Raw genomic sequence first — 20,191 nt, forward strand, 5'->3', positions numbered from 1 at the left:
GGACGATCATGTTCCGAAGAGGACTCGCGCTCGCTCATGCCCCCGGGCGTACCCGGCAGTGCGGACGGAAAATCGCACCGATCGGGAGTTCGGCACGTCCGGGTGAACAGTCCATTGTGATCACCGCTCCGGTGGCGGCAGCGCCGAATCGGCGAGCAGCTCGCGGAACCGCTCGGCAGGCACCGCCGGGGAGAACGCCCAGCCCTGGTAGAACTCCACTCCGAGGGCGGAAAGGATGCTCACCTGCGAAGCCGTCTCCACCCCTTCGGCCACGCACCACCGCCCCATCGCGCGCGCCATGTCCACGATCGCCCGGGTCACCGCGAAGTCCGCCGTGTCCTGCTCGACGGCCGCCACGAACCGGCGGTCGATCTTGATGATCTGGGCGGGCAGTTCCTTCAGCCGGCCCAGCGAGGAATAGCCGGTGCCGAAGTCGTCGATGGCGAACCGCGCCCCCCGCTCGGCGAGCTCGCGCATCCCGCCCCGCGCCCTCGGGCGCAGGTCCACCAGGTCGGACTCGACGAGTTCGAGGATGATCCGGTGCCAGTCGATCCCGGATTCGGTCACCACCGACTCCACCACGCCGACGAAGTCGGCATCGCCGGGCACCAGTTCGGCCAGGTTGAGCGCGATGAGCGGTCCGCCCCCGTCCGGCAGCCGCCACCCGGCGGCTTCCCGCAGGGCCGTGCGCAGCACCCACCGGTCGAGGTCCCGCAGCAGTCCGCCGCGCTCGGCGACCGGCAGGAACGTCGCCGGGCTCACCGGTCCGTGCTCCGGGTAGTGCCAGCGCACCAGCGCCTCGGCACCGAGAATGGTCCCGTCCGCGGCGACCAGGGGCTGGTAGTGCAGTTCGAGGCCGTCCTCGTGCAACGCCTCCCGCAGCCGCTCCTCCAGCGGGAGCTGCCAGTCCGCCGCCGCCATCGTCGCGGGACCGGCGAAGGCGACCTGCCCGGCACCGCCCTTGCCCTCGGCCTCGACCATCGCGGCGTTGGCGAAGCGCAGCAGGTCGGCGCCGCTGGTCGCGTTGGCACCGCGGACAGCGACCCCGATGGCCGCCGAGACCTGGATCAGGTGGCCGTGCACGGGAACGGTGGTGCGCAGCAACCCGGACACCCGGCCGGTCAGCTCCCCCAGCCCACCGACCGCGGTGACGTCCGGGCAAAAGATCACGAACTCGTCCTCGCCCGATCCGCGCACCACCGCGCAGCCGTCGGGCACGCCGTCCTGCAACCGGCGGGCCAGCGCGGCGAGCAGCTCGTCCCCGGCCTCGTGCCCGCCGAGCGAGATGGTCACCCGCTTGAAGTTGTCGATCCCGCAGCACAGCACGGCGGCGTCGGCGCGCGGATCGGCGTCGAGGCGGGCGATCTCACCGAGCGCGGCGGTGCGGTCGAGCAGCCCGGTGACCTCGTCCCGCGTCGGCTGCTCCTCCTCGCCCTGCTCGGGCCTGCGCTGCTCGGTGACGTCCTGGGCGGTGCCGACCAGCGCGAACGGCTCTCCGGACAGCCGCATCGCGGTACCGTGCACGCGGAACACGCGTTCCTGCGGGAGCAGCATCCGGAACTCGACGACGAGGTTGTGGTCGCGCTCGATCAGGCCGGTCAGCGCCGTCCGGACCCGTTCCCGATCTTCGGGGTGGATCCCGCGGAGGAAGTCGTCGAGGTTGAACGGCTCCCCGGTGGGAACCCCGATGAGCTCGCGCAGCAGCTCCGACAGCCACATCGCGCCGGTGGTGGGATCCCACTCCCAGGTGCCGATCTTGGCCTGGCGCTGCGCGTCCCGCAGCGGGTAGGCACCGACCCGGGCGAAGCGCTGGAGCTCCAGCGGCCACCCGCGCAGCTCGGCGGGCAGTTCACCGAGCGGGCTGACCAGGTCCGAAACCTCGACCAGCAGGGTGACGAGCAGCCGGGGCTCCACGACGTGCGGCCAGCTCACCGGTCGGACCACGGCACCGCCGGGCACCCGGCACACCGCATCCTCCTGGGACAGCAGTTCGCCCAGGTCCAGTCCGATCAGCTCGGCCGCCGAATCGACCCCGACCAGGTCCACGGCGGCATCGGTCACCCGCACGATGACGCCGCCCGGGGCGCTCAGCACGGCCGGTGCGCCGGGCAGCGGCAGGTCCGCGGCCCGGCGCACCCACAGGTCACCGACCACCACGCCACCTCCGAGGCACGACGGACCGGACAGCCTCCGGTGCCGTCCTCGGCATAGCCCCGGGCGGGACCGCCCAAACCCGGGTCCGCCCCACCGACCACCCGTCCCGCCGAAGGGGTGAGGTGCTCGCGGACCCCGCCCGCTTCGCCGGGCGGACCGAGCCGTCGAGCCGCGCCGCGGTGGCCGAACCGGCCTTCGCCGACGCCGTGGCCCACCCGCTCGCCACGCCCGCCGCCACGGGCGGTGCACGTCTCACGGCCGGTATCGATCGCGATCATCCGACCGCCGATGTCCCATCGACGGAAACCTTCCGGTTCGCGACAATTCACCCATGTCCGCGAGAGTGCTCGCGGCCGCCGAGACCGGCTGCCATGTGACCGGAGGTGTCTTCGTGGACCTGTCCAGCCGACCACTGAGCAGCCGCACCACGGGTGCTCTCGTACTCGCCCTCACCGGCACGCTGATCTCCCCCGCGGCGTCGGCCGCACCCGAGCACGCCCCGCTGGAGGCCGGTGGGGCCGCCGCCTACCAGGGTGCTGTCGACGTCGTGGCGGGCCCGGACGAGAGCCAGGAGGTCCTCGACGGCGTCGTCTTCGACGACAAGAACAAGAACTCCCGCCAGGACGCCGGTGAACCGGGCATCGCGGGCGTCACCGTCTCCAACGGCCGCGAGGTCGTCACCACGGACGGCCGGGGCCGCTACGAGCTGCCCGCCTACGACAACATGACGGTCTTCGTCACCCAGCCCCGCGGCTACCAGGTGCCGGTCGACCAGGACAACGTCGCGCAGTTCTCCTACCACCACCTGCCGGCGGGCTCCCCCGAGCTGCGCTACGGCGGCATCGCGCCGACCGGCCCGCTGCCCGACGCGGTGAACTTCCCGCTCGCCCAGAGCAAGCTGACCCGGTCCCCGCAGCAGCACTGCCTGATCGGCGGCGACGTCCAGACCTACGACCAGCAGGAAGTGGAGTACGCCCGCAACGGCGTGTTCACCGACCTGGCCGCGCGCGACGACTACGCCGGCTGCGGCGCGCTGTTCATCGGCGACGTCGTCGGCGACGACCTCTCCCTCTACCCGCGGACCCGCGAGCTGACCGGCATGCTCAACGGTCCGGCCCGCTTCCTGCCGGGCAACCACGACCTCGACTTCGACGCGCCGACCAGCGAGCACGCCTTCGACACGTTCCGCGCGAAGCTCGGCCCGGAGTACTACTCCTACGACTCCGGCAAGGCCCACGTCGTCGCGCTGAGCACGGTCGAATACCCGCTCGCCGACGGCGGGTACAACGGCGCCCTGGACGAGCAGCAGCTCGAATGGCTGCGCAACGACATCGCCCGGGTCCCGGAGAACAAGCTCATCGTCATCGCGGCGCACATCCCGCTGCTGAACTTCGCCGACCAGGGCAGCGAGACCCACCAGATCGACCAGGTCAAGGAGATCTACGAGATCCTCGAGGGCCGCGAGGCCATCGCCGTGGGCGGGCACACCCACAGCATCGAGAACCTGCGCGAGGGCGACAGCCTCGCCGGCTGGAAGGACGTCTTCGGCGTCGACGGCCTGCCGTTCCCGCACATCACGGCCGGCGCGATCTCCGGCGACTGGTACTCCGGCCGGATGCTGGAGGAGGGCTACCCCACCGCGATCCAGCGCGACGGCGGCCTGCCGGGCGCCCTCACCCTGGACATCGACGGCACCGCGGTCACCGAGCGCTTCACCGTCCGCGGCGACGACGGGTCGCGGCAGATGGCCGTCGGGCTGAACACCCCGCGCTACCGGACCTGGTACGCCGAAAATTCCGACAACGCCGGTTCCGCGCCGGAGTTCACCGACCCGCTGACCGTCTCCCGGGACGAGCTCGCGCGGGACACGTGGCTGACCACCAACTTCTGGATGGGCTCCACCGGCTCCACCGTCGAGGTGTCGCTCGACGGCGGCGAGCAGGTCGAGGCGGTCCGGACCCAGCCGATGAACGGCGAGGCCCAGCGGGTCGGCGCCGAGTGGTCCGATCCGGTCGCCTTGCAGGAGCAGCTCGTCCACGGCGGCGGCCCGGCTGACCGGACGATGCACCTGTGGCGCCTGGAACTGCCCGCCGACCTGCCCGTCGGCGAGCACACCGCCGAGGTCACCGCGACCGACGTGCACGGCCGCCAGCACACCTCGACCCTCACCTTCGAGGTCACCGAGTAACCCACCGGGGATCCTCGACGACGGCACCTGCCCGGCCGGGCAGGTGCCGTCGTCGCTGCCCCGGCGAACGCACCGGCTCCCGCGCTGGTCGACCCGGTGCCGCCGGCCCGGTCCAGCTCACCGCACCCTCCCCCACGCACTCCGGAGGCGGGAAGCCGCTGCGCCCCGTCGCAGTTCACGGCCGACACGACCACATCGCGAGCGAATTCTGTCGGAGCCTTGCCGGAATAATTGGACATGCCGAGCATGGTCGGCATGGAGATGCCCACCGAGGTGCACGCGTTCGTGCGCCGCACGCACACGGAACGCGTGCTGCGCGCGCTCCGCGAGCGGGGTGCGCTGAGCCGCGGTGAGATCGCCGAGGTCGTGGGGCTGTCCCGCACCACGGTCTCGGAGATCACGCGGGACCTCCTGCGGCGCGGGGTGATCGTGGTCGTCGACACCGACGCGGCGGTGCGCGCGGGCAGCGGCAGGCCCGCCGAACGGCTCGCCCTCGATCCGAACTCCGGGCAGTTCCTGGGCGTGGACTTCGGGCATCGCCGGGTCCACGTGGCGGTCGCCGACGCCTCGCACGAGATCGTCGCGTCGGGTCGTCAGCGGTACCAGGACAGCGCCGGCTGGCCCGAGCGCATCTCGGCCGCCTTCGCGCTCATCGACCGGCTCGGCGCCGAATGCGGGGTGCACTTCCACGCCTTGCAGGGCATCGGCATCGGGGTCACCGGCCCGCACCCGATGTCCTCCGCGCCGCACGCCCCGGAAGGTGCGTTCGGACCGGGCTTCGCCGCCGCGCGCGAGGACGTGGACGGCTCCTTCGCCGAGCGCTTCGGCGCCCCGGTGCTCGTGGACAACAACACCCGGTTCGCGGCCCTGGCCGAGGCGATCACCGGCGGTGGCACCGTCGAGGACCTGCTCTACGTCCGCCTTTCCGACGGAGTCGGCGGCGCGCTGGTGGTCGCCGGCCGCCTCGTCGCGGGTGCCACGGGACTCGCCGGCGAACTGGGCCACGTGACGGTGCTGCCCGGTGGTCCGCGGTGCCGGTGCGGCAAGGCCGGGTGCCTCGAAACGGTCGCTTCGGTGCCGACGATCCTGGCGTCCTGCCAGTCACGCGGCGCCGAGGTCGGCTCCCTGGACGAGTTGCGGGCCGCGGTCCGGCGCGGGGATCCGGTGGTCGGCCGGGTGCTGCGCGAGGCGGCCTCGGCGGTGGGCCGGGCCGTCGGCATGGTGGCGATGGTGGTCAACCCCGCCAAGGTCGTGATCGGCGGCGAGATCGCGCACCTGGCACCGGTGCTCGTCCGCCAGGTCACCGCCACCGTCGCCGCGGAGCTCTTCCCGTGGAGCGCTGCGATGCCGGTCATCCGGTGCGCCCGGCTCTCCGACGACGACGGCGCCCTCGGCGCGCTCGCCGCGTTGTTCCACAGCTCACCGCTGCTCGCCGGCCACCCGGAGCCGGCACCCACCCGGATCAGCGCACAGCCGGCCTAAGGAGCCCCCGCCATGGCCCTCCTCGACGCGCACAGCGCGGTCCACGCCGAGCCCGGCCCCGCCCGACGTCCGCGCCGGTCGGCGGCACCGCTGGCCCTCAACGCCGCGTCGATCCTGCTCGGCGTCGGGCTCTGGTGGGCGCTGGCGGCGCTGGGCCTCCAGATCCCGGCGCCGCCCGAAGTGGCGGGCAAGGCCGCGGAGATGATCCGGGACGGGACGCTGCTCCAGGACACCGGTGCCAGCCTCGTCCGGGTCCTCACCGGCTTCGCGCTGGGCACGACGCTGGCGGTGCTGATCGGTTTCCTCATGGGGTGGTACGGGCTCGTGCGCAGCATGGTCGAGCCGTGGGTGCAGTTCTTCCGCACCATCCCGCCGCTGGCGATCATCCCGCTCGCGATCGTGCTGATGGGCATCGGCGAGGTCCCGAAGATCTTCGTGATCTTCCTGGCCGCCTTCCTCGCCTGCGTCATCTCGACCTTGCAGGGGGTGGTCACCGTCGACCCGACCCTGATCAACGCCGCGCGGGTGCTCGGCGCGGGCGACGCGACGATCTTCCGCCGGGTCGTCGTGCCCGCCTCGTCGCCGTTCATCCTCGTGGGGATGCGCGTCGGGCTCGGCTCCGCGTGGGCGACGCTCGTGGCCGCGGAGCTCATCGCGGCGCAGGAAGGGCTCGGTTACCGCATGCAGCACGCCCAGCTGTACTACGACCTCCCGACGATCTTCGTCAGCCTGATCACGATCGGGATCCTCGGGCTGCTCATGGACCGGCTGCTGCTGGTCGCCGAACGCACGCTGACCGGATGGCAGGAACGACCGTGAGCACCCGCACCGGGCAGGCCCCGGAACCCGCGAAGATCGCCGTGTCCCACGTGACCAAGACGTTCACCCTCGGGCGGGACCGGTTCGTCGCGCTCGACGACGTCTCGCTCGACATCGCCGACAACGAGTTCGTCACCGTCGTCGGCCCGTCCGGGTGCGGCAAGAGCACCCTGCTGAACATCCTCGCCGGGCTGGAGGAGCCGACCGGGGGCAGCGCGCTCGTCGACGGTGCGCCGGTCGCCGGACCCGGCCCGGACCGCGGGGTGATCTTCCAGCAGTACGCCCTGTTCCCTTGGCTGAGCGTGCGCAAGAACGTCGAGTTCGGCCTGAAGATCGCGGGCATGCCGCGGGCGCGGCGGCGCGAGCGGGCCGACTACTTCATCGACGTCGTCGGGCTGACCGAGTTCGCCGACGTGCTGCCGAAGGCCCTCTCGGGTGGCATGCGCCAGCGGTGCGCGATCGCCCGCGCCTACGCCGTGAACCCCTCGATCCTGCTGATGGACGAACCGTTCGGCGCGCTGGACGCCCTGACCCGGGTGAAGCTCCAGGAACAGCTCCTGGAGGCATGGGGCAGGGAGCGGCGCACGGTCCTGTTCATCACCCACGACGTCGACGAAGCCGTGTTCCTGGCCAACCGGGTGATCGTCATGGCCGCCCGGCCCGGCCGCATCTTCGACGTGATCGAGGTCGACCTGCCCCACCCCCGCACCGAGCAGGTCCGGTTGAGCCCCCGGTTCACGGCCCTGCGCAACCGCGTCTGGAACTCCGTCTACCACCAGGAGCACGGCGGCGACCCCACCGCACCGCCGACGGCGGACTGACCTCGGGAGGACATCATGGCCATCAGCAAGAGGCTGCTCGGCGGGGTGATCGCCGGGCTCGTGGCCGCGGCGACGCTCACCGGGTGCGGCGGCGGATCCGGCTCGGCCGCTTCCGACGAGGTCCGGTTCGGCTACATCGGCGACTTCAACGGCGCCAGCCTCCTCGCCGTCGCCGAAGACCAAGGCCTGTGGGCCGAGCACGGGTTGACGGCGGAGACCAGCGCGTTCACCAACGGTCCGCTGCAGATCCAGGCGCTGGGCACCGGCGACCTCGACTTCGGCTACATCGGCCCGGGGGCGATGTGGCTGCCCGCCTCCGGCCAGGCCAAGGTGGTGGCGCTGAACACCCTCGGCAACGCCGACCGGGTCATCGCCCAGCCCGGGACGACCAGCATGGCCGACCTCCGGGGCAAGACGATCGGCGTCCCCCAGGGCACCTCCGGGGACATGATCCTCACCCTCGCGCTCCGGCAGGCCGGGATGACGAAGAACGACGTCAAGGTGATGCACATGGACGCCTCGACGATCGTGTCCGCCTTCTCCGCCAAGCGGATCGACGCGGCCGGGTTCTGGTACCCCGCGATCGCCACGATCGAGGAGCAGGTGCCCGACCTCGTCGAGCTGGCGAAGAACTCCGACTTCGCCGGCCAGGTCGAGTTCCCGACGGCCTTCGTCGCGGGCAACGACGTCGTGGCCGAACAGCCGGACAAGACGCGGAAGGTGCTCGCGGTGCTCCGCGACGCGATGCGGTACCGATCGGAGCACCCCGACCGGACCATCGAGCTCACCGCGCGGTTGCTCGACGTCGACGAGGCGCAGGTGCGGGCCGACGCCGCCAACGTGAAGGTCCTCGGCGTCGACGAACTCGACCGGATGACCGAGGACGGGACCGTCGAGCGCTGGCTGTCGGTCATGGACGACTACTTCGCGGGCACCGGTCAGCTCCAGCGCAGCGTCGGACCCGGGAACTACTACACCGGCGAGCTGTTCACCTCGGCAGGCCGGCCATGAAGCAGCCGAACATCCTGTTCCTGATGACCGACCAGCACCGCGCGGACACGCTGGGCGCCTACGGCAACACCCGGGGCGTCACGCCGCACCTCGACGAGCTGGCGCGCACCGGCACCCGGTTCGACCGCTGGTACACCCCGACCGCCATCTGCACGCCCGCCCGGGCCAGCCTGCTCACCGGGAAGGCGCCGTTCCGGCACAAGCTGCTGGCCAACTACGAGCGCAACGTCGGCTACATCGAGGACCTCCCGGAAGGGGAGTTCACCTTCTCCGAGGCGTTGCGGGACAACGGGTACAACTGCGGGCTGATCGGCAAGTGGCACGTCGGCACGGCCAAGTCCGCCGGGGACTTCGGATTCGACGGACCCGACCTGCCGGGGTGGCACAACCCGGTCGACCACCCGGACTACCTGGCCTACCTGGCCGACAACGACCTCCCGCCGTACGAGATCAGCGACCGGATCCGCGGCACGCTGCCCAACGGAGGTCCCGGCAACCTGCTCGCCGCCCGGCTCCACCAGCCCGTCGAAGCGACCTTCGAGCACTACCTCGCGACCCGGGCCATCGAGACCATGGAGCGCTACGCCGCGGACGCGCGCGAGCGCGACACACCGTTCTTCCTGGCGCTGCACTTCTTCGGCCCGCACCTGCCCTACATCCTCCCCGACGAGTACTTCGACCTGTTCGACCCCGCGGACGTGCCGCTGCCGCCCTCGGTCGCCGAGACCTTCCACGGCAAGCCACCGGTGCAGCGCAACTACAGCGCGCACTGGACGTTCGACACGATGCCCATCGAGATGACCCGCAAGCTGATCGCCGTCTACTGGGGCTACGTCGCGCTCATCGACCACGAGATCGGCCGGGTGCTGGCCGCGATGCGGCGCCTCGGCCTCGCCGAGGAGACGGCGGTCATGTTCACCTGCGACCACGGCGAGTTCACCGGCGCGCACCGGCTGCACGACAAGGGCCCCGCGATGTACGAGGACATCTACCGGACGCCGGGCATCGTCCGGGTGCCCGGCGGCCCCGAGGGAGCGGTGCGCTCGGAGTTCGTCAGCCTGCTCGACTGCACCGCGACGATCCTCGAACTCGCGGGCGTCGACCCCGGTCCCGCGGTGGACTCGCGCTCCCTGCTCCCCCTGGTGACCGGTGCGGGCGAGGCCGCGGACTGGGACGACGACATCGTCTGCGAGTTCCACGGCCACCACTTCCCGTACCCGCAACGGATGTTGCGCACCGACCGGTACAAGCTCGTGGTCAACCCGGACTCGGTGAACGAGCTCTACGACCTGGAGGCCGATCCGGACGAACTGATCAACCGCTACTGCCACCCCGAGCTGGAGCCGGTCCGGACCCGGCTGCTGCGCAGGCTCTACGAGGTCCTGCGGCGGCGCGGCGACAACTTCTACCACTGGATGACGTCCATGTACGACGTCGGCGACGTCGCGCACGACCCGACGATGAGCGGGCTGGACGAATCGAGCTACCAGAGCACCGGGCCCTGAGCGGCCCGGTTCCGCACCGCCGCGCCCGGCGGTCCCCGAGCGCACCGCGAACTCATCCACCGGACTCCGGAGGTACGAGCCGTGACCGTGCAACGCCTGACCCGCCTGCTGGCGACCGTCCTGATCGTGCCGCTGCTGAGCACCACCGCCGAAGGGCTCCCGGCCCCGGTCGAGCCGGCGCCGGCCACCACCTACACCAATCCGGTGACCGCCGGTGTCGTCGACACGTTCCCGGACCCGACCATGATCCGCGGCGGCGACGGCGACTGGTACGCCTACGGCACCACCAACCCCGTCTTCCACAGCCGGGGTGAATCCGGCGAGCGCATCCTCCCCGTGCTGCGCTCCACCGACATGGTCGGCTGGACCTACGCGGGCGACGTGTTCACCGCGGGCGACCGGCCGTCGTGGTGGCCGCCGGGCACCCGCCCGTTCGCGCCCGACATCCGCTACGTCGCGGGCTCCTACCACCTGACCTACGGCCTCTCCGGCGGCGGCGTCGCGCTCGCCACCGCCCCGTCCCCGACCGGGCCGTGGACCGACCGCGGACTGATCGTCACCCTCGCCGACGGCTGCCCCACCAACCCGAGGGGCACGATCGACCAGGCCATGCTGACCGGCGCCGACGGGGTCCACTACCTGTACTGGGGCAGCTACGACGCCATGTGCGTCGCGGCGATGAACGCCGAGGCGACCCGGCTGGAGGGGCCCGTCACGATCGTCGCCCGCGGGCGTCGGGCGGAGGCGGCGTTCCCGGTGCGGCGCGGGGACTTCTACTACCTGTTCTACTCCGACGGCGGCTGCTGCCAGGGCGCGTTCAGCGGGTACACGGTCAAGGTCGGCCGCTCCGACGACCCGCGCGGGCCCTTCGTCACCCAGGACGGCCAGTCGCTGACCGACTACTCGAGCAAGGGCGGCATCGTGGCGGCCGCCAACGGCGGCGGGTTCGTCGGCCCCGGCCACAACTCCATCCAGACCGACCTCGCCGGGCAGGACTGGCTGGTGTACCACGCCATTCCCGCCGCGGACCCGGACTTCCCGCCGGTCGAGACCGCCGACGGGGTCAAGCCCGCCCTCAGCAAGCGCCCGATGCTGGTGGACCGGCTCGACTGGATCGACGGCTGGCCGGTGCTGCGGGGCGGGGCGGGCCCGTCGAGCCGACCGCAACGGGCGCCGGTCACCGAGGCCACCGTCGGCAGCACCTTCAACGGGTCCGCGCTGCCGCGCGGCTGGAAGGCCGACGGGGACCCGGCCGCGCGGTGGACCTCCGCCGAAGCACCCGCGTCCGGTGGGGTCCTCGCCCAGACCGGATCACCGGCCGAGCCGTCGGTCTTCCTCGCCCCGCGGCGGATCGGCGGCGACATCCGCACCGAGGCGAGGCTGAAGCTCGCCGATGCCGGAACCGGGGGCGCGGTCGGCCTCGTCGTCTCGGACCGGGGCCCGCGCGGCACCATCGCCGCACGGCTCGACCGCGCCGACCACGCCCTGTCGGTGTCGGTCACGCGGGACGGCGTCACCACGACGAGCAGTGCCGCGCTGCCCGCCACCTTCGACCACCGGTCGTGGCACGTCCTCGCCGTGGAGGTGCGCGGCTCGTCGCTGACCGCCGAGGTGTCCGAGGACAGGTCGCGCGACGTGCAGGCCGCCGTGTCCGTGCCGCTGCCCGACCGGGAGCTCCGGCCGGGGCGGGTCGGGGTGCTGTCGACGGGCGCACCGGCCGTGGCCGACAACCTCAGCGCCGTCCCGCTCCACCGGCCCGCCACCACGCGGGTCGACGACCCGCAGCCCGGGGCACCGCTGCCCGCCCACTCCGACGACTTCAGCGGGAACGGCAGGCCGGAGGACCTCGACCCCGCCTGGAGCTGGGTCCGGGGCGACGAGGCCACCGCCACCGCAGCCGGCGGCAAGCTCACCTGGCCCACCGGGGGCACGGAACTGTTCCTCGGCACCAACACCGCTCCGGTGCTGCTCCGCGACGCGCCCGCCGGTGACTTCATCGTCGAGACCAAGCTCTCCTTCGACGGAACCCGGCCCGCGCAGCAGGCCGGGCTCGTGCTGTACGACGGCGACGACCGCTACTTCAAGCTCACCCATTCCGTCCTCCCGGTCACCGCGGGCGACGGCGCGGTCTTCCGGCAGACCGAGTTCGCCAAGGAAGGGGAACGACCGACGACCACCCCGCCCACCCCGGTGTTCTACGGTCCGATGTTCGGCGGCCCGCCCGCCACCCAGACCTGGCTGCGGCTGGCGTACCACGCCAACCCCGCCACCGGCGCCCACGACGTCCGGGCGGCGTCCAGCACCGACGGCGTGCACTGGACCTGGGCCGGGACCTGGTCGATGCCGCGCCGGGGCCCGCTGAAGATCGGCCTGGTGTCGCTGAACGCGCCCGGGGCCACCGCCGAGTTCGACTACGTGCGCACCTTCCGGACCAGCACCGGCGGCTGATCGGCAGCCGCGCCGCGGACGGCCACCGGAGCGGCCGCCGCGGCGCCGTGCCGGCCTTTCGAGGGGCGGGGCGGCTCAGCGCTCCGCCGCGGCCCGGGCGGCGTCGATGATGCCGTGGAGCAGGGCGTTCGCCTCCTGGAGGTCCTCGACGCTCATGCCGAACCGCTCCAGCATCGCGGCGGGCACCCCGAGGGCCTCGCGCTTGAGGTCCACGCCCGCGTTGGTCAACCGGATCAGCAGGGACCGCTGATCGTGCGGGGGCCGGACGCGTTCGAGCAGCCCGAGCTGCTCCATCCGCTTGACCAGCGGGGAGAGCGTGCCAGGGTCGAGGTGGAGCAGTTCGCTGAGCCGCTTGATCCCGACCTCGCCGTGCTGCCAGAGGGCGAGCATCACCAGGTACTGCGGGTGCGTCAGCCCGAGCGGTTCCAGCACCGCCCGGTAGGCGGCCACCACGCTCCGCGAGGCGACCGCGAGCGCGAAGCAGACCTGCTCTTCGAGGGCGAGCGGATCGCGCATGTCGGAAGGCACTCGCCGAGCATACCCAACCGTTGGGGCACCAACCGTTCTCGCTGCCGGTTCGGCCGGGAAGCCCGCGCACCCGAAGTTGTGCACCAACAGTTGGGGTGCTAATAATTGGTCGGGTCGCGGTCCCCGCGGCCCGCCACCGGCCGGGCTCGTCCCGGACCGCCGGACCGGGACCGAAGGGAGCGCGTGGTGGGCGACTCGGCGTTGGTACGTCCGAACCCGCTGCTGTGGGTCTGGTACGCCTACGGCGGGCGGTTGCCCGCCCGGCATCGCGAGTGGGTGCTGCACGACAGCACGACCCGCACGTGGATCCTGCGCCACGTCGCCCGGACCCTGGTCCAGGTCTCCCCCGGCCTGCTCTTCCTGCTCGCTCCCGGGCCGCTGTGGATCAAAGCCCTGTCGCTGCTGGGCGGCGTGATCCTGGCGCTGTGGTACTCGCTGTCCTACATGGAGTACACGTGCGAGTACCGGCTGTACAAGCACGGTTACGAGCTCGGCACCGGCAAGGCCGTGCGGGACCGGGCGAAGCAGACCGCCACCGAGGAGCAGGCGGCGCGGTACGCCGCGCTCTACCGCTCGCCGGAAGGACCGTAGCCCCGCCGCACCGGACCGCGTTCGGGCGGGATGGACTGGGGGAACGCGAAGAAGTCGCCGGGGTCCACCGCGGCCTTGATCCGTTGCAGCCTCCGATGGTTGTCGCCGTGGTACGCGACCAGCCAGTCGGCCAGTTCGCGTGGCACCGGCGAGACCGATCGTGCGACAACACCTCAAGGGCAGCCCGGCACCACCCGAGTGGCGCCGAGGGAGCTGAGGTGCAACACGAGGCCGGCTCCCCCGGAGCAGCCGGCGCGGCTGTGGCCGCCGGACCGCAACACCAGCACCACACCACCTACCCGACGGCCGGCGATCGGCGAACGAGGGCACCCGCACCGGCGGTTTGACCGGGCCGCGGACCCGGGCGGGTACGCCGACTCGATGCACTCGACGAAGAATTCCGTTGATTGCTGTTCGGATGTGGTGGATAGCGTCCGTTCGGAGGTATCGCAGAGGTGGTCTAGACCGGCAGACTCCCGGGATCGTTCAAGCGAAGACCGACCACCCACGAGGTGGTCCCGCATTGCCGGAGGTGACCATGGTTTCTCGTCGACGGTTTCTCGGGTACTCGGCCGCGGCCCTGTCCGCACCGTTGTGGGCCCAGGCGATCAGCGCCCCGTTCGCGTCAGCGGCACCGGAAACCCTGAAGTTCGTGCTGCGGAACGACTCGGGTACCACGGCGCACGCCTACATCGCCGGGTTCTCCGACATCGAGAAGAAGGCCGTGTTCATCCGGCCGGACGGCACCAAGTACTTCCCGGAAGCCAGCGGTCCGGTACCGCAGCCCCTGGGCGAGGACCCGGCCATCCCCGTCGCCGGCAGCGTCGAAGTCACCGTGCCGCGGATGTACGGCGCGCGGGTGTACTTCGTGACCGACGACAAACTGACCTTCCAGGCCGTGCGGGGCGCCGACGGGACGACCGCCGTCGTGCACCCGAACTTCGTCTCCGACACCGATCCGAACTTCGGCAAGGACTGGACGTTCGCGGAGTTCACCCTCAACTCGGTCCAGCTCTACGCCAACATCAGCTACGTCGACTTCGTCGCCGCGCCGATCTCGCTGCACCTCACCGCCGCCAGCGGGGATCAGCACGTCCCGGGGATGCCCACCGGCGGGATGGACCAGGTCGCCCGAGGGCTGCGCGAGCAAGGCGGCAGCTGGTCCAACCTGGTGCAGGACTCCGGCGGCTCGGTCGTCCGGGTGCTCAGCCCGAACCACCGGGCGGCCGACTTCGCCGGCTACATGGAACCCTACGTCGACCAGGTGTACGCCAAGTACGCGAGCGAGCGGCTGTACATCGACACCCAGCGCCCCGACCTCGGCGTCCTCGAAGGCGGGGTCGAAGGCTCGGAACTGGTGTTCGGCGCGGAGCGGTTCGCCAAGCCGTCCACGGCCGACATCTGGAGCTGCAACGGCGGACCGTTCGCCAACAACCCGGGCAGCGACTCGCCGGAACGCCTGGCGATCGTGCCGCGGCTGGCCGCGGCCTTCAACCGCTCCACGCTGCTGATCAACCCGGAGCAGCCGCACGGGGAGGACCCCGCGACCTTCTACCAGCACGACGTCACCAACCACTACGCGCGCGTGGTGCACGCGAACCTGCCGGACGGCAAGGGTTACGCGTTCCCCTACGACGACGTCAGCTCGAACGCCGGCGAGGACCACAGCGGGAAGGTCAACGCAGGCGACCCCGAGGTGTTCACGCTGACCCTCGGCGCGCTTCGCTGATCGGCGAGCACGCGGTGACCGATCCACGCCAGCGGATCGGTCACCGCGTCGCATCCGGACCACCGGCGAAGTCCGTCCTCGACACCACCGCTCGCCGCGGCGCGGGAGGCAGGGCTCCGCTCAGGACGCGAAGGCGGCACCGCAGATGCCGCAGACCTCGAACCGGCGCCGCTTCCAGCGCGCCACCGGGATGAAGAACACCGTGAACTGCCGGTACTCCTGCATCCGCGCCCACTGCGTCGTGTTGTGGCAGCGCGGGCAGGTCCGGGTCTCCCCCGGGCCGAGGTGCTTCTGCTTGGTGCCGAAGCCGAAGATGACGAACACCACGCCAGCTTACGGAACGATTCCCGGTGGAGCCGCTCCACGACGCCCCCGGCTGTCGCGTCCTCGGCCGCACGCGGACGACGCTCACACGAGCTCGAGCTGCCCGGGACAGCAGCGGCGGCGGGCGAAAGCGCTTCACCGTTGGCGGAATCGCTGACAGCGGAACGTGCGCCGGCACCGACGTGGGAGTTCGTACTGTCGGTGCATGGATGTCATTCCGCTGATCCCCGGCCTGCACTTCCTGCGCTTCCCCATCGGGCACGCCTACCTGTGGCAGGACACCGACGGACTCACGTTGATCGACACCAGCGCCACCGGCTCCGCACCGCAGATCGCCGAGGCGATCCGCGGGTTGGGACATCACCCGAGCGACCTGCGACGCTTGGTGCTGACCCACTTCCACGAGGACCACGTCGGTTCCGCCGCCGAAATCGCCCGGTGGGGCGAAGTCACGGTGCACGCGCACCGCGCTGACGCTCCGGTCATCCGAGGGCACGAGGAGGGGCCGCTCCCGGAGCTCACCGACTGGGAACGGCCCCTGCTCGAGCGGATCCAGGCCCAGGCACCGCCTCGCACCCCCGAACCCGTGCGCGTGGACCGCGAACTCGAGGATGGCGACGTGCTCGACTTCGGTGGTGGGGCGCGGGCGGTGTCCGCACCCGGGCACACTCCCGGGAGCGTCGCGCTCCACCTCCCCGGGCCGCGGGTGCTGTTCACCGGTGACACCGTGGCACGCCTGTCCGACGGGCAGGTCACCCTCGGGCTGTTCAACGTCGACCGCCGCCAGGCGATCGACTCCTTCCAGCGCCAGGCGGCTCTCGACACCGACATCGCCTGCTTCGGCCACGGCGAACCACTGACCCACGACGCCGCAGCCACGCTGCGGACCACCGCGGAGCACCTGCGCGAATGAGCCGCCGTCGGCGACGGAGGGCCCGGACGGCGTGACCAGCAGGGCAGCCTCGCTGAGGACCGCAGCCCGGTGGGACCGCGCGACTACAGGCTCGCCCGCCGCACGAGGACGGTCTCGAGGGGGTGGGCGTGGGCAGCGGGCGCTCGTCGAGCATCGCGACGAGCCGTTCGGCGGCGGCCCTGCCCAGCGCGGCTCCGGGCAGGGCGATGCTGGTGAGCGCCGGCGCGGTGACGGCGGACGAGGGCAGGTCGTCGAAGCTGGCCACGGCCAGGTCCTCCGGGATGCGCACGCCCGCGCGGTGCGCCTCGGCCAGCACGCCGTAGGCCAGCGTGTCGGCCGCCGCGATGACCGCTGTCGCACCGCCCTCGCGCCAGCGCGCCAGGTTCGCCCGCGTCGCCGCGCTCGCGCCGGAGACGGTGACGTCGGCGCGGACGTCGTCGTCGAGGAGGTGCAGGCCGTGGCTCGTGACCGCTTCGGCGAGCATCGCCCGTCGCAGGGCGAAGGTCGCCGATCTCGTGGAGCCGTCGAGGTAGGCGACGGTGCGGTGGCCCTGCTCCGCGAGGAGTGCCGCGAGCGACCGGATCGCGGGTGCGTAGTCGTAGTTGAGCGCGTTGAGGTCGGCCGCGCTGTCGGGGGCGTCGAAGAGGACGACGGGGTGCTCGGCGGCGGGCACCGCGGCGAACGTTTCGTCGGGAGCGTCGACGAGGACCCCCGCCGGGCGGAGGCCGTTGAATCGCCGGAGGGAGTCGACGCAGGGCTGCTCCCCGCGCTCGGTCACCGAGAGCATGAGCTGGTAGCGATCACCGAGCGTGTCCTGGACGCCTGCGATCACCTCGGCGAAGAACGGGTTCGACAGGTCCGGGGCGAGCAGGATCACCAGGTCGCCGTGCCCGCGGGCGAGCGCGCTCGCCGAGTGGTCCACGACGTACCCGAGCTCGTCGACGGCGTCGCGGATGCGCGCCGCGAGCTGCTCGGACACCCGCCCGCGGTGCTTGCCGTTCACGACGAGCGAGACGGACGAGACGTTGGTCTCAGCGTGCGCTGCCACCATCGCGGCCGTCACGCGCGGACGAGGGGCGGGAGCGCGGACCATGGGGGATCCTAACCGGGCGGACAATTCACACGGTTGACATCAAGCGCTTGATGCCCTCCACTGTCAAGCGCTTGATGCGAGTGCGTCGAACACAACGGAGTGGAGCAGCACGGAACATGCCTGAAAAGATCATCCTCGACTGCGATCCCGGTCATGACGACGCGGTCGCCCTGCTGCTCGCGCACGGCAGCCCCGACATCGAGCTGCTGGCCGTGACGACCGTCGTCGGCAACCAGACGCTCGCGAAGGTCACCCGCAACGCCCTGGCCGTCGCACGCATCGCGGGCATCACCGACGTCCCGTTCGCCGCGGGCGCCGACCGGCCGCTGGTCCGCCGGATCGAGGTCGCCGACGACATCCACGGCGAGACCGGGCTCGACGGCCCCGACCTGCCGGATCCGGCGCTGGAGCTGGACGACCGGCACGCCGTCGACCTCATCATCGACACCGTCCTGGCCCACGAGCCCGGGACGGTCACGCTCGTGCCGACCGGCGGGCTCACCAACATCGCGCTCGCCGCCCGGCGGGAGCCCCGCATCGTCGAGCGCGTCAAGAAGGTCGTGCTCATGGGCGGCGGCGTCCACGTCGGCAACCGCACCGCCGTCGCCGAGTTCAACATCTTCATCGACCCCGAGGCCGCCGACGTCGTCTTCTCGGCCGGCTGGGACGTCGTGATGGTCGGGCTCGACCTCACCCACCAAGCGCTCGCCACCCCCGAGGTCGCCGCGCGCATCGCCGCCGTCGGCACCGGCCCGGCCGCGTTCGTCGGCGAACTGCTCGACTTCTTCGGGCGGACCTACCGGGACGTGCAGGGCTTCGACGCCCCGCCGGTGCACGACCCGTGCGCGGTCGCCCACGTGATCGACCCGTCGATCGTGCGCGCCGTGCCGACGCCGATCGAGGTCGAGACGGCCGGCGCCCTGACGCTCGGGATGACGGTGGCCGACCTGCGCGGTCCCGCCCCCGCCGGCTGCCGGACGTCGGCCGCGATGGAACTCGATCACGAGCGCTTCTGGGACCTCGTCGTCGACGCCCTGGAGCGCATCGGCGAGAACCCCGGCAGCGGCTGGACCCCGAGCGGGCGCGTCCAGGTCGACGGGCAGGTTCCCGCATGACCCGGCGCGCCGGCACGTTCGCCTCGCTCATCGCCGCGCTGCTGGCCGCCTGCGTGGCGTTCCAGCTCAACGCGAGCATGCTCAGCCCGGCGCTGGTCACGATGGCGCGGGAGCTGCGCACCGACGAGTCGACGATCAGCCTCTCGCAGACGCTGTTCTTCACGCTCGCGGCGATGTTCTCGGTCTTCCTGCCGCGCCTCTCCGACATCTACGGGCGCCGCAACGTGCTGCTCGGCATGCTGGCGATGATGCTGCTCGGCAGCGTCGTCGCCGCGCTGGCCGTCAACGTCGGCATGCTCTTCGCCGGACGCATCATCCAGGGCGTGACCGGGCCGGTGGTGCCGATCTGCCTGCTGATGTTGCGCCACGAGATCTCCGACCCGCGCCGGTACGGCGCCGCGCTCGGTCTGCTCACCGCCGTCAACGGCGGGATCGCGGGGGTCGACGCCCTGGTGGGCGGGTGGCTCGCGACGAACTTCGGCTTCCGCTCCCTGTTCTGGGTCATCGCCGCCACCACGGTCGTGGCCATCGCGCTCGTATCCGTCTGGGGCGTCGAGTCGCGCCCGTCCGCGGGCACCCGGATGGACTGGGGCGGCGTCGTCCCGCTCGTCGTGTCCGTCGCGAGCGTGCTCACGGCGTTCAACGAGGCGGGCAAGCTCGGCGAAGCGAACTGGCTGCTCGTGCTCATCAGCCTTGCCGTCGCCCTCATCTCCTTCGGGACCTTCCTCGCCGTCGAGGCGAGGGTGCGCGTGCCGCTGGTGGAGCCGCGGCTGCTCGCGCGCCGCGGGACCTGGGCGCTGCTGCTGACGACGCTGCTCACGATGACCGGCGTCTTCGCCGTGGTGAACGGGCTCGTGATGTCGCTGGCCCAGAACCGCGATGCCGGGTTCGGCATGCCCGCGGATGTCGCGTCGCTGGTGTTCCTCACGCCCTACGCCCTCGTCGGATGGCTCGTCGGGCCGTTCGCCGGGCGGCTGGCCCCGAGCTTCGGCTACCGCGGCGTGCTGCGCATCGGCCTCATCGGCAGCGTCGTGGCGACGGGGCTCATGGCGTTCGTGGGCGTGCATTCGATGCCGGTGCTCGTCGCCGCGACGGTGCTCATCGGCATCACCTACGCCGGCATCGCGAACATCATCCTCAACGGCCTGGGCATCGTCCTGTCCCCGGCTTCGAACCCGGGTTTCCTGCCCGGCCTCAACGCCGGTGCGTTCAACCTCGGTTCCGGGCTCAGCTTCGCGATCCTGCCCGCGCTGCAGCTGGGCCTGACCGAAACCACCGGATCCGCCGTCGCGGGCTACTCCGGCGGGATCCTCCTCGGCGCCGCGATCACGCTGGCGGCGCTGGGCACCTCCTTCCTCATCCCGCGCCCGGCGGACGCCGAAGCGATCCGCTCCACCCCGCGGGCCGCAGCGGAATGATGTGACCGGTAGCCGGACGGGCCGGGGGCCTCGCCGTCGATGGCGAGGCCCC

At 71.9% G+C, this 20,191-nt stretch carries 16 protein-coding genes and 1 pseudogene; 12 read left to right on the forward strand and 5 right to left on the reverse strand.

The genetic code is table 11. The annotated features are described in order from the left end of the window. Positions 1-120: 120 nt before the first annotated feature. Positions 121-2,154, reverse strand: coding sequence for a putative bifunctional diguanylate cyclase/phosphodiesterase (locus ACQP0T_RS17765; RefSeq protein WP_433869087.1), 2,034 nt, complete (start codon positions 2,152-2,154; stop codon positions 121-123). Positions 2,155-2,485: 331 nt separating this feature from the next. Here ACQP0T_RS17765 and ACQP0T_RS17770 point away from each other — a divergent pair, with 331 nt between their 5' ends. The 7 genes from ACQP0T_RS17770 (at position 2,486) to ACQP0T_RS17800 (ending at position 12,428) form a co-directional block, all read left to right on the forward strand. After that, a complete protein-coding gene (locus ACQP0T_RS17770; RefSeq protein WP_433869088.1) occupies positions 2,486-4,342 on the forward strand; it encodes a calcineurin-like phosphoesterase C-terminal domain-containing protein in 1,857 nt (618 codons plus the stop codon). A gap of 237 nt (positions 4,343-4,579) precedes the next feature. Next, a complete protein-coding gene (locus ACQP0T_RS17775) occupies positions 4,580-5,824 on the forward strand; it encodes an ROK family transcriptional regulator (protein WP_433869089.1) in 1,245 nt (414 codons plus the stop codon). A 12-nt stretch (positions 5,825-5,836) separates the two neighbouring features. Further along, on the forward strand, positions 5,837-6,643 hold the full coding sequence (locus ACQP0T_RS17780) for an ABC transporter permease (protein ID WP_433869090.1): 807 nt from the start codon (positions 5,837-5,839) through the stop codon (positions 6,641-6,643). Then, positions 6,625-7,464 carry an ABC transporter ATP-binding protein gene (locus ACQP0T_RS17785; RefSeq protein ID WP_433869091.1) on the forward strand — a complete coding sequence of 280 codons (840 nt, stop codon included), beginning with the start codon at positions 6,625-6,627 and terminating at the stop codon, positions 7,462-7,464. Before ACQP0T_RS17780 ends, ACQP0T_RS17785 begins: the two co-directional genes overlap by 19 nt. Before the next feature lie 15 nt (positions 7,465-7,479). Continuing rightward, on the forward strand, positions 7,480-8,475 hold the full coding sequence (locus ACQP0T_RS17790) for an aliphatic sulfonate ABC transporter substrate-binding protein (RefSeq protein ID WP_433869092.1): 996 nt from the start codon (positions 7,480-7,482) through the stop codon (positions 8,473-8,475). Continuing rightward, entirely contained in the window at positions 8,472-9,980 is a 1,509-nt protein-coding gene (locus ACQP0T_RS17795; RefSeq protein WP_433869093.1) for a sulfatase-like hydrolase/transferase, read from the forward strand. The genes ACQP0T_RS17790 and ACQP0T_RS17795 overlap by 4 nt, the downstream gene beginning before the upstream one ends. Before the next feature lie 81 nt (positions 9,981-10,061). After that, positions 10,062-12,428 (forward strand): family 43 glycosylhydrolase, encoded by a 2,367-nt coding sequence (locus ACQP0T_RS17800; protein ID WP_433869094.1) that lies wholly within the window; start codon positions 10,062-10,064, stop codon positions 12,426-12,428. A gap of 75 nt (positions 12,429-12,503) precedes the next feature. On the opposite strand, the gene ACQP0T_RS17805 is transcribed toward ACQP0T_RS17800, so the two are convergent. Then, on the reverse strand, positions 12,504-12,956 hold the full coding sequence (locus tag ACQP0T_RS17805) for a MarR family winged helix-turn-helix transcriptional regulator (protein WP_433869095.1): 453 nt from the start codon (positions 12,954-12,956) through the stop codon (positions 12,504-12,506). Positions 12,957-13,142: 186 nt separating this feature from the next. On the opposite strand from ACQP0T_RS17805, the gene ACQP0T_RS17810 reads away from it, so the two are divergent. Further along, a complete protein-coding gene (locus ACQP0T_RS17810) occupies positions 13,143-13,547 on the forward strand; it encodes a DUF5313 family protein (protein WP_433869096.1) in 405 nt (134 codons plus the stop codon). Here the strand turns inward: ACQP0T_RS17810 and ACQP0T_RS17815 are convergent. Further along, positions 13,523-13,693 carry a BBE domain-containing protein gene (locus tag ACQP0T_RS17815; protein ID WP_433869097.1) on the reverse strand — a complete coding sequence of 57 codons (171 nt, stop codon included), beginning with the start codon at positions 13,691-13,693 and terminating at the stop codon, positions 13,523-13,525. The two genes, ACQP0T_RS17810 and ACQP0T_RS17815, sit on opposite strands and share 25 nt — an antisense overlap. A gap of 392 nt (positions 13,694-14,085) precedes the next feature. Between ACQP0T_RS17815 and ACQP0T_RS17820 the strand changes: the two genes are divergently transcribed. Beyond that, entirely contained in the window at positions 14,086-15,276 is a 1,191-nt protein-coding gene (locus ACQP0T_RS17820; protein ID WP_433869098.1) for a glycoside hydrolase family 64 protein, read from the forward strand. Positions 15,277-15,396: 120 nt separating this feature from the next. Here the strand turns inward: ACQP0T_RS17820 and ACQP0T_RS17825 are convergent, their stop codons facing one another. After that, positions 15,397-15,600 carry a zinc-ribbon domain-containing protein gene (locus ACQP0T_RS17825; RefSeq protein WP_433869099.1) on the reverse strand — a complete coding sequence of 68 codons (204 nt, stop codon included), beginning with the start codon at positions 15,598-15,600 and terminating at the stop codon, positions 15,397-15,399. A 205-nt stretch (positions 15,601-15,805) separates the two neighbouring features. Here ACQP0T_RS17825 and ACQP0T_RS17830 point away from each other — a divergent pair, with 205 nt between their 5' ends. Beyond that, positions 15,806-16,513, forward strand: coding sequence for an MBL fold metallo-hydrolase (locus tag ACQP0T_RS17830; RefSeq protein ID WP_433869100.1), 708 nt, complete (start codon positions 15,806-15,808; stop codon positions 16,511-16,513). Positions 16,514-16,646: 133 nt separating this feature from the next. Here the strand turns inward: ACQP0T_RS17830 and ACQP0T_RS17835 are convergent. After that, a pseudogene (locus tag ACQP0T_RS17835) lies at positions 16,647-17,606 on the reverse strand (LacI family DNA-binding transcriptional regulator); the annotation flags it as partial. A 116-nt stretch (positions 17,607-17,722) separates the two neighbouring features. Between ACQP0T_RS17835 and ACQP0T_RS17840 the strand changes: the two are divergent. Beyond that, positions 17,723-18,721, forward strand: a complete 999-nt coding sequence (locus ACQP0T_RS17840) for a nucleoside hydrolase (RefSeq protein ID WP_433869101.1) — start codon at positions 17,723-17,725, stop codon at positions 18,719-18,721. Beyond that, on the forward strand, positions 18,718-20,139 hold the full coding sequence (locus ACQP0T_RS17845) for an MFS transporter (RefSeq protein ID WP_433869102.1): 1,422 nt from the start codon (positions 18,718-18,720) through the stop codon (positions 20,137-20,139). The genes ACQP0T_RS17840 and ACQP0T_RS17845 overlap by 4 nt, the downstream gene beginning before the upstream one ends. Positions 20,140-20,191 lie beyond the last annotated feature (52 nt).

This window comes from Saccharopolyspora sp. CA-218241 (assembly GCF_050954615.1).
In the GTDB taxonomy this organism is placed as follows: Bacteria; Actinomycetota; Actinomycetes; order Mycobacteriales; family Pseudonocardiaceae; genus Saccharopolyspora; species Saccharopolyspora cebuensis.